The sequence below is a fragment of the Fructobacillus tropaeoli genome (assembly GCF_016860625.1).
Lineage (GTDB): Bacteria > Bacillota > Bacilli > Lactobacillales > Lactobacillaceae > Fructobacillus > Fructobacillus tropaeoli.
Window position 1 is genome coordinate 24,840 of sequence record NZ_BOJU01000006.1, and the last position, 13,746, is coordinate 38,585.

Here is a 13,746-nt window from a genome sequence, read left to right on the forward strand (position 1 = left end):
AAGGATTTTTTTGTGTCTTAAAAATTGTTTACTTAACCTGATTTTTTTAAATCAAGCATCAAAAAAAGCTAATGACACCATCTCTGGTTTCATTAGCTTTTTAACTACTTATATCTGTCGGTAAACATAGTATGCCAGACTACCGCCATTGGCATTTGCCGTGTAATTATAGGCTGCGTCATAATTCCATTCTTGAACAGCCGTACCCGTTTGGCCACCCGTTACGTAGTTAACGGAAATGGCGCGGGCATTTGGATCGTTTGAGACAATAATTTGAACGTGACCAGCAGATCCACCTGAGGCACCTTGCTGACCCCAAATAACGATATCACCACGTTGTGCATCCCATGGTGTATTCGTTGAAATCAGTTGATAACCGTTTTGTTCCAAATAACCGTGCAAAGAGTCCGTATTGTACAGGTAAGCAGGCTTTGATGCACCGGCCTCATACAAGGCTTCTGTCATCGCACCAGAACAATCGGCCGTGCCATCGGCACCATTACGCGATCCCGTCATGGAATAAGTCAACTTTCCCTGATGGTCATAGAACCAATTAATTACCTGATCCGTGTTGACCTTATTCGCAGTAGCAGTCGGCTGCACTGCTACGCTTGTTGAAGCTGGGGCCTGTGAAGTAGTTGCCTGTGACGTTACTTCTTGAGAAGCCGGTGCCTCTGAAACGACAGCCTGTGAGGCAGGTGCTTGGGATGCCACTGCTTGTGAAGCGGGCTCTTGAGAAGTAGCAGCCTCCGATGACGCTTCTTGTGAGCTTGATGCCTGCGATGTAGCTACTTCAGAATTAGTAGCCTGTGAAGTGGCCGCCTGAGAGCTTTGTGCCTGAGAGGTAACTGCTTCTGAATTGGCTACTTGCGAAGTACCAGCCTGTGAAACAGTAGCCTGCGAGCTAGGTGCCTGTGAAGCTGCAGCTTGCGCCTGACTCAACGACTGCGTCTGTGAGTACAAATCAACTGACTGTGAACCAGCTACTTGAGTGGCATTTTGCTCCATTGCATAGGTCTTGTCAGTATTTGCCTGTTGTGCACCAGCACTCGAACCAGAAATAGACGGTGCTTGACTTGCTTGGCTTCGGTTGACATTTGCCGTCATTGACTGAGCTGTGGCCTGCGAACTAGTCACCGACAAAGATTGACTCTGAGCAACTGATTGGGCAGCGGCCGTCGTTGCTGCCTGGCTACCCGTCTGACTTCCCTGACTAATTGCTTGTGAAATGGCCTGTGAATCGGCTGCCACCTGAGCAGAATCAGTCGTTGGTGCGCCCTTTTGCATCAACACCAAGTTCGGCTGACTCGTTTGACTCTGACTTACTTGAACAGCTCCAGCAGACAGCAAGACACCAGCGTTTTTAAGTTTTTGAATCACTTGAGCCTGGTCACCCAAGCGATATCCTGAAATCAACAGTCCTTGGTCATCCAAGCCCAACTGCTGGGCTGCCTGTTCCGTACTAAGACCATAAGCCTGGGCAATCACACCCAAGGTGTCCCCCCACTGCGTCGCATAGCCATGAATATTTTGTCCTTGACCCTGCTTGGCAATGGCAGCCTTTACCTGGTCAAGCGAATTTGCTTGCCATTGACTTTGTTGGTCGACTTGGGATTGTGCCTGCCCCTGAACTTGATCAGCACTGGCTGTTTGATTTTGATTCAACACGGTCGCCCCAAAAACAGCCCCCGTTGCTGCTAATGTTGTCGCACCGGCTGTAAACATTAATCGGTGCCTAGGGTGATTATCTTGATTATTGTGCATCATGGTTGGTTACCTCCGCTTTCTTAATTGCAATATTTTGAACGTAGCAAACTAAACCGAACGTAATCATTTCGTCCATCTTTTCGATAGTTTTAAAATCAGACTGGTTATCTAACTTCAAAAAATTTAGTTATCCCCAAAGAAAAAAATTACCCGACTACGTCATAAACCCTCTCCGATTCTATTTTACAGCATTAGCCTCGAAATTGTTACAGTAGCAGGTCAAAAAAGGCAACCTTATCAAAATCAAGCAAAAAATTTTGTTTTGATAACCAAATCGACAACAGACAAAAAAGCTTCCGCTTCTGTCTTAGTAGCGAAAACTTTCCTTTACAAATTCATTGAAGATGAATGACCAGGACCACCTCGGTCAGGGTCAATGGCAGCAATTGCTGCGTTCACGGCCGCCGGTGCTTGACCAAAGCCAGTGGCAATTAAATCAACATGATTCGGATAAGATGAAGCATCCCCAATGGCAAAGAGGCCTGGTTGCTTCGTTTTCATCTGGTCAGTCACAACGATGCCAGCTGAATCCCAATCAAGATCAACTTGCCAACCAGTATCGGCTTGTCCCTTTGTTAAGAACCCATACTGAACAAGGAGGTTATCCACAACCAGCTGCTCCTGCTGGTCCTTATCTTTGACGTGTTGGAGAGTCAATTCTAGTCGGCCATCGGCCGTTTTTTGAGCGCTTTTAACCTTTTTGGGTGTTTTCTTAATCACCTTGGTTTGCTCTAAAGCCAATACAGCCTGTTCCAAAGCTCGGAATTGGTCCCGGCGATGAATCAGATAAGTCCTCTTAGCAATCGAGTCTAGTTGCTCCGCTAAATCAACTGCCGAGTCACCACCACCAAGAACCGCGACCTCCTGATTTTTGTATAGTGAAAGGTCCGGGGCAAAATAAGACAGGCCATGCCCTTCCAGTTCAGCCTCGTTGTCAATTTGCAACCGGCGGGGCTCAAAGGCCCCCTTCCCAGTGGCTAAAATCACTGAACGGCCAGTCACGCTCGTTTGCCCGTCATTAATCGCGATTTGCCAGTTACCACCAACACGGACAATATCCGTTACTTTGGCTTCCGTCTGAACATCGACCGGAAACTTCGCCAACTGTTTTTTGAGACGGTCAATCAATTCGCGACCAGAAGCACCTGGTAACCCCGCAACGTCCCAAATTTTTTTATCGGGGTACAGCGTTTGCACCTGACCGCCAAGGTCCGTCAATGCTTCTAATAAAAGCACCTTGGTATTGCGCAAGCCAGCATAGAAGGCAGCAAAGAGGCCAACCGGACCACCACCAACAATAATAATATCGTACGTTTTTTCCATTTCGACTCGCTTTCTTCGTGTTTTACCTAACAATTTTGCTATAATAAAGTGTACCCAAACTAAAGGAGAATGCGCAATGTCTCGCAAAAAAATGATTTTAGATCTCGACACTGGTATCGATGATGCCTTGGCCCTGGCTTACGCCATCGGTCATGATGACATCGACTTGATTGGGATTATTGCCACCTATGGCAATGCCCTGACCAATGTCACGGCCAAGAATTCACTTGACCTCTTAGACCTCTTAGGCGCCCATGACGTTCCCGTTTTCATTGGTGAGTCACATTCATCAACCACCACTGATTTCACCGTCATGCCAATCTCACAGGCCATTCACGGCCAAAACGGTATCGGTGATGTCGAAGTGGCAGCCTCAACGCGTTCCGTTGACAGCCAAAATGGTATCGACTTCTTGATTGAAGCCGCTCACCAGTACAAAGACGAACTGATTTACCTGCCAACTGGTCCCTTGACGAACCTGGCCAAGGCCCTAAAAAAGGACCCAAGCATCGCCAAGTTAATTGGACAAACGACTTTGATGGGTGGTGCCCTGACGGTTCCTGGTAACGTGACACCATTTACGGAAGCCAACATTCACCAAGACCCCGAAGCCGCCGACTATGTGTTTAAAAATCAGGAAAACCTGACCATGGTTGGCCTCGATGTCACTCTGCGGACGCTTTTAACAAAGAGGCATACGCAAGAATGGCGTGACCTCGGCACAACTGCCGGTCAAAACTACGCCGACATCATGGACTACTACATCGATGCTTATTATAACTTAGATATCGATAAAAAAGGAGCCGCACTCCACGACCCATTGGCCGTTGCAGTTGCCGTCGACCCAAGCTACGTCACCACTTTGGACTTAAACATGCAGGTCACTTACGACCAAGAGTCAGGCGACTACGGCCGCACAATTGGCGACAAAGCCAAGCTTTTGGAACCAACGATTTCAAAGGCTGCCGTCCTAGTTGATCAAGACCGCTTTGTCTCTGATTTTCAGCAGATGATGATCAAGGTTCTTGCCTAACATTTTTTACTAAACAAAAAGACTTAACCAGTGACAGGCTTAGCAGCCACTTGGTTAAGTCTTTTTTGCTGTGATTTTAACTGGTTCAGGTGCTTTGGGGCATGAGCCGCACTTAGTCTGACCACCTCACCTGCTTTTTAATCCTTGTCAGCAGCCAATTCTGCTAATTTCTGGTCAACTAAGGCCAAAACCTTTTCCTGAGCAGCAGCATCTTCAACAAAGTTCAACTCATCACCGTTAATTTGAAGCCTTGGTGAGCGGTCATACTGGTCAAACCAAGCATCGTAGCGGGCGTTCAAGTCCGCATAGTATTGGTACAAGTCCGGGTCCTGCTCAATTTGCTCGTATGGACGGCCGCGCTTCTTAATGCGAGCCAACATGGTGTCCAAGGAAACGCGAACATGGATTAGTAAGTCCGGTGTCTTGGTCTTGTTTTCCTCTGAAACTTCTTCCAAAACGTTGTTGACCAAATCCTTATAAATGTCGACTTCAGTCTGTGTTGCTCGGCCCAAATCAGCATTGAGCTGGAAAAGTAAAGCATCTTCAAAAATTGACCGATCCAAGACCGCATTCTTCTCTTTTTGCGCTTCGTGAATCTGGTCCAAACGGGTATTCAAAAAGTAAATTTGGAGCAAGAAGCTGTATTTCTTGGGGTCCTGGTAAAAGAGTGGCAAAATTGGGTTATTATCCACACTCTCATAGTAGGCCTGACCACCCAAATGCTTTGCTAAAATCTCTGTTAAACTGGTCTTTCCAGCACCAATTGTCCCGGCTAATACAATCATATGTTCATCGTTCTCCTCATTTATCGCTTTTTTAAGTATAGCAAAATCCCAACAGCAATTCCGCCTTCGTCGTCAACTTTTAACATAAAAAAATCGACCAACATTTTGGTCGATTTTTGTTTTGAAACCGATAAGTATCAGACATCTTAAGACTGCAAAGTCTGATTTAACTTAAGAGTAACTGTCTTCTTCTCAGTACCACGGTAGTAAGTCAGCGTTGTCTTATCGCCGACCTTATGCGTGTACAATTGTTCACGCAAATCAGCCTGGTTGGCAACTGTCTTACCATCAATACCAACAATCACGTCATACTTCTTCAGACCTGCCTTATCAGCTGGTGAACCGCTGTTGACCTTGTAGAGAACCACACCACCGTTAACGGTGTTTGGAATCTTCAGCGTTGACTGCTGCTCGTTAACGGGCACCTGCGACAGATTAATCATCTGAATTCCCAGTGCCGGCCTTGTCACCTTACCATCCTTTACCAGCTTATTGACGATATCAACAACCTGATCAGAAGGAATGGCAAAGCCAATACCTTCAACTGCCGTGCCGTTTGATGACGATGACAGCTTCATCGAGTTAATTCCAACAACCTGTCCCGCTAAGTTAATCAAAGGACCACCGGAGTTTCCGGGATTAATAGCGGCATCGGTTTGAATAACCGTTGAACCACCATAATTTTGGCCAGAATCATCATCCGCTTGAACCAAACGCTTCGTGGCCGAAATAATCCCTTCCGTTACAGAGGAAGCATATTGTGATCCCAATGGTGACCCAATCGCCAATACCTGTTGACCAACGGAAATTTTAGCAGAATCGCCAAAGGAAGCCGTTGATATCGTCGAAGAGTCAGTAATCTTCAAAACGGCCAAATCAGTTAAGGAGTCCTTACCGACCAACTCCGCCGTCACCGTCTTATTATCGTTGGTGATCACCTGAAGCTTATCAGCACCGTCAATCACGTGGTTATTGGTCACGATAAAGGCTGAACCCTCGGCCTTTTTATAAACAAACCCAGACCCTTCTGATGATTCGTTATAAGTGTTACCACTCTTCTTAAAATTAATTACCGAGACAACAGAATTGGCGACCTTATTATAGGCATTGGTAGCCGTGTCCTTTGATGTCATCGTTTTCGTTGCTGTCGCCTTTGTCCGAACCGGACTATGCGTCACTTGATAATTTTGATAAATTTCTTGTCCAGCTAAAACAGCCCCACCACCAATTACACCGGCTAGGGCTCCAGCCAAAATTAAATTCGTTAGGTTCTTTTGCATGGTCGTCTCCAAAATTTGTTAACACTACTATACCTGAGTGAAATTAAGCAGAAATTAAGGTCACGAAAGACTTAATCCTCATCCCACTGTTTTTCAGTCGATAACAAATCGTCTTGCACATAATTAAGAGTCATCTTAAAAGTTGAACCTTCGTTTTCCTTTGACTCGACCCAGATGCGACCATTAAACTTTTCAATGACTTCCTTGGAAATTGCCAAGCCCAGTCCGGTCCCACCTTGGGCCCGTGACCGTGACTTATCAACACGGAAGAAGCGGTTAAAGACCTTCTCCTGGTCAGCTGCCGGAATTCCTAGCCCCTGATCTTTGATACTAATCAGTGCTTTATCTCCTGATTTTTCAAGAGAAACCGTGATTGTACCACCATCAGGCGAATACTTAATGGCGTTGTTCATCAAATTATCGATGACCTGGGTCATCTTATCGTGGTCAATATCAACCCAGAATTCTTGATCGGTTGGGATATGACGAACAATCTTAATCTTTCGATCCGAATTTAAGTCCTTTGACGGTGACAACAGAATCATATCAAAACGGTCCAAAATAAAGTTCAACATGGTATTCAGTTGAACCAACTCCGTCTTAACTTCCATCGTCCCCTGGTCCATCCGCGACAACTCAAGCAAATCAGATACCATCCGTGACATGCGGTCCGTTTCGTTTTGAATCACCGTCAAAAATTCGCCAAGAATTTTAGGATCTTCCTTAGCGCCTTCCTGCAAAGACTCGACGTAGGACGCTACAGTGGTCAACGGTGTTCGCAGTTCGTGAGAAACGTTGGAAACAAAGTCACGGCGGTCCTGATCAATCTTCTTCTGTTCCGTGATATCATGCAAAATCAGAACCATGGCATTAATCAAGCCAGAAGGGTTCTTAATCAAAGAGACCCGAACCTCAATAATCCGCTGACCGACATCCACCGTCATCGCTCGCTGTTGCTTAATCAAGTCTCGAACACTTTGGTATTCAGGGAGGTCCAACAGGTCAAAGACCTGCTGACCCAGCGCTGCTTGTTCGCTGACACCAAGCAACTTGGTTGCTGCTTGGTTAATAATCGTCAACTGCCCGTTCGCATTCGTCAGCAAAACCCCATCAGCCATATGATGGAGAACTGAATGGAGGCGGTTGCGTTCATTGCTAATGATTTCGGTTGATTCCGCAATCCGGTTTGACAACGTATTGACCGAATGGGCCAATTGCGAAATCTCATCCGAACCAGAAATCGTGTTAACCATCGAATAGTCACCAGCCGCAATCCGAGCTGTCTGTTTATTGATGATTTCAATTGGACGTGTCAATGTCCGGGACAGAATAAAGGCCAAATAAACTGAAGCCACCAGCGTTAGCAAACCAGCCAACAAGAACAAAACTAAAATCTGGCGCGCATTGGCGTATACCTTAGCGAGGCTAGCATAAACCACCACCACACCAACAGGTTTTTCACCTGATTTGCTAGGAGAATTGGTGCCGTTAGCATAAAGTTGCCGGGTCACTACCGCCTGTTGGCCACTTCCTTGATCACGGTCTTGTGTCCGAATTTTAAGATAAGAATTACCACCGTCCAGGGCAATTTCACTGTTAGAATCAATCGTTTTTGGCAACAGTGACTTCTTAGTTGACTGACTGGATACAATTTTGCCGGACTTATCATAAACCAAAACGTTTTCAACTAAGTTCGAATCAAAATCCTTCACAGCAGTGTGCATTTTTTCCTGGTTCACTTTGCCAGTTCCAGTATCCAGACCCTCAACAATTTTCTTTGTCACATAGGTCGGCATCGTTAACTCTGCTTCACTGGCCATTAAATCATGCTGTTCAATTTGATGGACAAAGAAAACTCCGAACGATTCTAAAATGACAATTAAAAAAAGGACAAAGACAAACGTTATCCGGAATCGAATCGATTGTAAGAGTTTAACAATGACTTTCATAATCCCTGACAGCGAGTGCCTGTCCTTTCATAATTTTTATTTATTTTGGTTCTTACCAGATGAGAGGTAGTAACCAACACCACGTCGTGTTCCTAACCAAACGGGATGTGATGGTACATCTTCAATCTTTTCTCGTAAACGACGAACAGTCACATCAACCGCACGAACGTCGCCGAAGTAGTCATAGCCCCAAACTTGACGAAGCAAGTTTTCACGGTTCATGACTTGACCAATGTGTTGTGCCATGTATGAGAGCAATTCAAATTCACGGTGTGTCAATTCAAGGTCGACACCGTCTTTTGTGACCATATAAGTCTTGGTATGGATGACCAAATTACCAAGTTGGATGTCTTCCTGGTTAACCGCTGGATCATCTGACCGGCTTGGTGTGTGGCGATTACGTAAGTTCGCCTTGACCCGGGCAACCAGTTCACGGTTCGAGAACGGCTTGGTGATGTAATCATCCGCTCCCATTTCCAAACCGATCACCTTATCAATTTCAGAATCCTTAGCCGTTACCATAATGACGGGTGTCTTGTCCTTGGCCCGAATTTGGCGTAAAACTTCAATCCCTTCGACTTCAGGGAGCATTTGATCCAACAATACCAAATCAGGGTTTTCTGACTTGTACAATTCCAATGCCTCGGCTCCGTCACCGGCCGTTACGACCTCGTAACCCTCTTTGACCAAGTTGAACTTGATGATATCCGAAATTGGCTTTTCATCATCAACCACTAAAATTTTATACATAAGCGTCTCCAATTAAAACATTTTTCATTCGTTATTGTAACATAAAAAATTGGCCTTTCAGCCAATTTACGAATAATCTTCACAAAAAAAGACCTCTTTTGACACTTCAGCCAAAAAAATAGTCTTTTATCAATTGCTTTGTCTAACTTACTACGCCTTAGTCTTCTTGTGAACTACGACGGCGGAAGCGGTGCTTAAACATTGGACTAATCGCTTCGTTCAATGAAACACGACGAATAGCTTCACCAATCAACTCGCCAACAGAAACAATTTCCAGCTTGTCAAACTTCTTTGAGTCTGGCAAGTTAATGGAATCGGTCACAATCACCTTAGTGAAAACGGAATTTTGCAAACGTTCCAAAGCTGGTCCTGAGAAGACAGCGTGTGATGCGGCCACGTAAACTTCCTTAGCACCGTGCTCCAAGACTAATTGAGCACCCTGCGTAATCGTTCCGGCTGTATCGATCATGTCATCGACCATGATGGCCGTTTTACCAGCAACATCACCAACGATTGAGCCAACCTCTGCCACGTTTGGCTTCGGACGACGCTTGTCAATCACGGCAACCGGCGCTTCCAAACCAAGCATGTTGTTCAAATTGCGGGCACGTGTCATTCCACCGTGATCAGGTGAAACAACAACGGCGTTTTCCTTGTCGGCAATACCAGTTTCAATCAAGTAATCGGCCAACAATGGAGCTCCCTGCAAGTGATCCATTGGTAGGTCAAAGAACCCTTGAATTTGAGCAGCGTGCAAGTCAAGAGCCATCACGCGAGTGGCTCCTGCTCGTTCAATCATATTAGCAACCAACTTGGCTGTAATTGGTTCACGTGAGCGAGCCTTCCGGTCCTGACGAGCATAACCGTAGTAAGGCAAAACCACGTTGATTTGGTCCGCTGATGCCCGCTTCAAGGCATCAATCATAATCAACAATTCCATCAGGTTGTCGTTAACCGGTTGGGATGTTGATTGAATCACAAAGACATCTGCGCCACGGACAGATTCTTCAATATTAATTTGCACTTCACCATCAGCAAAGCGCTTCACCGAGATGTCACTTAATGGCACACCGACTTCAGCAGCGATTTTTTCTGCTAAGGGGTGGTTCGATGAGAGAGAAAAGAGTTTTAGGTTTGACTTAGTCATTTTTGCTACTCCAGATTAAAGAACAACGATTTCTTATATATTATAACAATAAAATCAGGACAACTGGGCAAAAAAAGCGACTGATTTTATCATCGTCGCTTGTAATCTTAAGTTACTAATCGATTGTTACCAATTAATCGGCTAAAATAAAGCGCTCGATGGCTTTTGCGACACCATCATGGTTGTTATCAGTCGTCTCCTGGTTAGCAATGGCCTTAATTGATGGTACCGCATTTCCCATGGCGACTCCAATTCCGGCAGCTTCAATCATGGTATGATCGTTTTCCTGGTCACCAATCGCCATTGTTTCTGACTGGTCGATGCCCAATTCCTTGGCCAAGGCCAACAGCGCCTGGCCCTTAGAAGCAGCCGTATTCATAAATTCAAGGTTATTTGGGGTTGAACGAACCACATTGGCCTCTTGCTTCAACTCTGCTGGGACCTTTGCTTGAATACTGTCCATAAAGGCCTCGTCGCCAATCGCAATTGCCTTGACAAAGGAGGTTTCCTTCATCTCTGAAACTTCGTCTTTAATGGTCAATGGAAGACTAACCACAAAGTTTTCTTGACTGGCAAAAACGTTGACATTCGTCATGACCGTGTAAGCATCTGAGTCCGATTCAACTTGGATATAGGTATTATTATCGGCTGCAAATTGCTGTGCCTTCAAAAAAGTGGTCCATGGCAAGGCAGCTCGGTGGAGGGTCTTTTGCCCGTCCGTTGTTTGGACCAAGCCACCATTGTGGGTAATCACATAATGGTTTTCACCTAAGAGATCTAATTCATTCAAAATCTTTTTAACGCCTGTTTCTGGTCGTCCGGTGGTAATCACCACATGAACACCCTGTGCCGTCGCTTTTTGGATAGCACTTTTTACCGCCGGTGTAATCTCGCGATTATCATTATAAAGCGTGCCGTCAATGTCAATTGAAACAAGTTTAATTGCTTGCATAAAATTAGCCCCTTTTCAAGATTATGTCAATTATAGCAAAGTTTAGTTAGATTTTGCCGATAAATGAGTATAAAAAAAGAACCGCCGAGGCGATTCTTTCAAGCGTTAATAGCTTACTTCAAAGCAGACCATTGCCACTTAGTGAATTCTTCGATATCGCGACCTTCTTCACGGGTCACCTTCAAGTGCTTTGCCAAGATGTCATCCATCTTAGTGATGAATGTATCAGCAGCAGCTTGATCAACCGCACCACGGTCTGCAAGGACAGCAACAGCTTCCTTAGCTTGGTGGAAACGATCAAGGTGTGAGTAAACACGCATGTCGTAAGTAGTTGTGATGTCACCATCTTCACGGTATCCGTGAACAAAGACGTCACCGCGGAACTTACGCTCGAAGAAGAATGATTCAACCAAGTCTTCGTATCCGTGGAATCCGAAGATAACTGGTGTATCAGCTTGGAAGAACTTGTTGAATTCGTCATCTGACAATTCACGTTCGTCGTTTCCAGCTGATTCTGACTTCTTCTGCAAACGAAGCAATTCAACAACGTTTACATAGCGGAACTTAACTTCAGGGAATTCCTGGTTAACCAACCACAATGCGGCCAAAGTTTCGATTGTTGGTTCCGTACCAGCAGAAGCAAATGTGATATCCACATCAGCTGATGGTGCAGTAGATGCCCAATCGATAACCTTCAAACCTTCAGTAGCCAACACTTCAGCTTCAGCAGCTGAGAACCACTGTTGACGTGGTTGCTTTGAGATAACCATGTGGTTAACCTTTGAGTGTTCGCTGAAGGCACGTTCCATCACTGCCAAAGTTGAGTTACCATCGGCTGGCAAGTATTGACGGATGAAGTTTGACTTCTTTTCGGCCAAGTGAGTCAACATACCAGGATCCTGGTGAGTGTAACCGTTGTGGTCCTGCTGGAAAGCAGTAGAAGTAGAAATCAAGTTCAATGATGGGTAGTCATTACGCCATGCTTGTTCTGAAGCGTGACGCAACCACTTGAAGTGCTGAGTAATCATTGAATCAACAACGCGCAAGAATGATTCGTATGAAGCGAAGATTCCAACACGACCAGTCAAAGTATAACCTTCAAGCCAACCTTCAGCTTGGTGCTCTGACAATTGAGCATCCAAGATACGGCCTTCTGGAGCTTCGTATTGGTCGTTAGGGTTCTTAACTTCTTCCATCCATTGACGGTTAGTAGTATCAAACAATGACCACAAACGGTTTGACATCGTTTCATCAGGACCAAAGACACGGAATGACTTAGGGTTCATTTGCATTACCTTTTCAAGGTAGTTTGACAAAGTGAACATGTCCATGTTGCGGTTACCATCTGGCAAGATAGTTCCACGGTTGTCATCGTTGATGTCGTTTACGTAATCGCGCCAGTCTGGCAAGTCAAGATCCTTAAGATCTTCACCGCGCTTACGACCACCGTTAGCGATTGGGTTAGCTGACATACGCTTGTCGCCCTTAGGAGCGATAGCCTTCAATTCATCCTTCAATGAACCATCAGCGTTAAACAATTCTTCAGGCTTGTATGAGTTCATCCATTCTTCGAATTGTGGCAATGTGTCCAACTTTCCTTGTGCCAAAGGCAATGGAACTTGGTGGGCACGGAATGAGTTTTCAATTGGCATTCCAGCTTGGTCGTGGGTAGGTCCACCCCAACCCTTTGGCAAGCGAGCGATAATCACTGGCCATGCAGGAATTGTACCATCTTCATACTTACCGTTTTCACGAGCATCTTTTTGGATAGCTTGGATGTCTTCAATAGCAGTATCGAAGATATCAGCAGCCTTTTCGTGGTAAGCCATGTAGTCATGGATGTCATCGTTTTCGATGAAACGAGCTGAGTAACCAAGACCTGCAAAGAAGTTCTTGATTTCTTCATCTGACATACGTGAGAAGACAGTTGGGTTTGAGATCTTAAATCCGTTCAAATCCAAGATTGGCAAAACAGCACCATCGTTCTTGGCATTCAAGAACTTGATTGAGTGCCATGAAGTCATTGATGGACCAGTTTCGGCTTCACCATCACCAACAACGGCAAAAGCGATTTGGTCAGGGTTGTCCAAAACGGCACCGAATGCGTGTGACAATGAGTAACCCAATTCTCCACCTTCATGCAATGAACCTGGAGTTTGGGCAGTCATGTGTGAACCAATTCCACCTGGGAATGAGAAGCGCTTGAACAAAGTTGACATACCCTTCAAGTCTTGAGTAACTTCTGGGTAATCAGCAGTATATTCACCATCAAGGTAAGCGTTCGTAACCATGACTTGGCCACCGTGACCAGGGCCACCGATGTAGAACATGTTCAAGTCATACTTGTTGATCAAACGGTTAGCATGAGCATACAAGAATGTTTGACCTGAGATAGTTCCCCAGTGTCCGATTGGCTTAACCTTAACATCTTCAGCTTGAATAGGCGTCTTAGTTACTGAGAACAATGGGTTTGACTTCAAAAAAATCATCCCAGCTGACAAATAGTTGGTTGCACGCCACCACTTATCAACAAGTTCCAAGTACTCTTTTGAGTTGTAATCAACCATGTAAATAGTACTCCTTTTTCTTTCAACGAAGCCCGCTTCTGCAAACTCCGGATATATATTTACAAGTCCTATTATATCGAGAGTATTCCATTCGTTCAAGAAAAAAAGCCCTTTGGACCTAACTTTTTCGTTTTTGGTTGCATTTCTTTATTAATTGGACCGGTCCAATTAACCTTTATTAAACACATTCCAT

General features: G+C 45.1%; 10 protein-coding genes. 1 reads left to right on the forward strand and 9 read right to left on the reverse strand.

Annotated elements, in window-relative coordinates; all coding sequences use genetic code 11:
* Positions 1 to 108: 108 nt before the first annotated feature.
* Both FT12353_RS08700 and FT12353_RS08000 read right to left on the reverse strand, forming a co-directional pair.
* Entirely contained in the window at positions 109 to 1,767 is a 1,659-nt protein-coding gene (locus FT12353_RS08700; protein WP_239061202.1) for a peptidoglycan amidohydrolase family protein, read from the reverse strand.
* A 327-nt stretch (positions 1,768 to 2,094) separates the two neighbouring features.
* Positions 2,095 to 3,090, reverse strand: coding sequence for an NAD(P)/FAD-dependent oxidoreductase (locus FT12353_RS08000; protein WP_059394104.1), 996 nt, complete (start codon positions 3,088 to 3,090; stop codon positions 2,095 to 2,097).
* Between the two features lie 76 nt (positions 3,091 to 3,166).
* Here FT12353_RS08000 and FT12353_RS08005 point away from each other — a divergent pair, with 76 nt between their 5' ends.
* The gene (locus tag FT12353_RS08005; RefSeq protein ID WP_059394105.1) at positions 3,167 to 4,123 is read left to right on the forward strand and encodes a nucleoside hydrolase; all 957 of its coding nucleotides are present in this window, start codon (positions 3,167 to 3,169) and stop codon (positions 4,121 to 4,123) included.
* A 137-nt stretch (positions 4,124 to 4,260) separates the two neighbouring features.
* On the opposite strand, the gene FT12353_RS08010 is transcribed toward FT12353_RS08005, so the two are convergent.
* The 7 genes from FT12353_RS08010 to FT12353_RS08040 form a co-directional block, all read right to left on the reverse strand.
* Positions 4,261 to 4,908 carry a deoxynucleoside kinase gene (locus FT12353_RS08010; RefSeq protein WP_203619370.1) on the reverse strand — a complete coding sequence of 216 codons (648 nt, stop codon included), beginning with the start codon at positions 4,906 to 4,908 and terminating at the stop codon, positions 4,261 to 4,263.
* Between the two features lie 146 nt (positions 4,909 to 5,054).
* Positions 5,055 to 6,188, reverse strand: coding sequence for a S1C family serine protease (locus FT12353_RS08015; RefSeq protein ID WP_059394106.1), 1,134 nt, complete (start codon positions 6,186 to 6,188; stop codon positions 5,055 to 5,057).
* Between the two features lie 71 nt (positions 6,189 to 6,259).
* Positions 6,260 to 8,008, reverse strand: coding sequence for an ATP-binding protein (locus FT12353_RS08020; RefSeq protein WP_373299358.1), 1,749 nt, complete (start codon positions 8,006 to 8,008; stop codon positions 6,260 to 6,262).
* 165 nt (positions 8,009 to 8,173) lie between these two features.
* Positions 8,174 to 8,887: a response regulator YycF gene (gene yycF / locus FT12353_RS08025; protein ID WP_059394108.1), complete on the reverse strand. Its 714-nt coding sequence runs from the start codon at positions 8,885 to 8,887 to the stop codon at positions 8,174 to 8,176.
* A 157-nt stretch (positions 8,888 to 9,044) separates the two neighbouring features.
* On the reverse strand, positions 9,045 to 10,034 hold the full coding sequence (locus FT12353_RS08030; RefSeq protein WP_059394109.1) for a ribose-phosphate diphosphokinase: 990 nt from the start codon (positions 10,032 to 10,034) through the stop codon (positions 9,045 to 9,047).
* Positions 10,035 to 10,167: 133 nt separating this feature from the next.
* Positions 10,168 to 10,986 carry a Cof-type HAD-IIB family hydrolase gene (locus FT12353_RS08035; protein ID WP_059394110.1) on the reverse strand — a complete coding sequence of 273 codons (819 nt, stop codon included), beginning with the start codon at positions 10,984 to 10,986 and terminating at the stop codon, positions 10,168 to 10,170.
* A 113-nt stretch (positions 10,987 to 11,099) separates the two neighbouring features.
* A complete protein-coding gene (locus FT12353_RS08040) occupies positions 11,100 to 13,553 on the reverse strand; it encodes a phosphoketolase family protein (RefSeq protein WP_059394111.1) in 2,454 nt (817 codons plus the stop codon).
* Positions 13,554 to 13,746 lie beyond the last annotated feature (193 nt).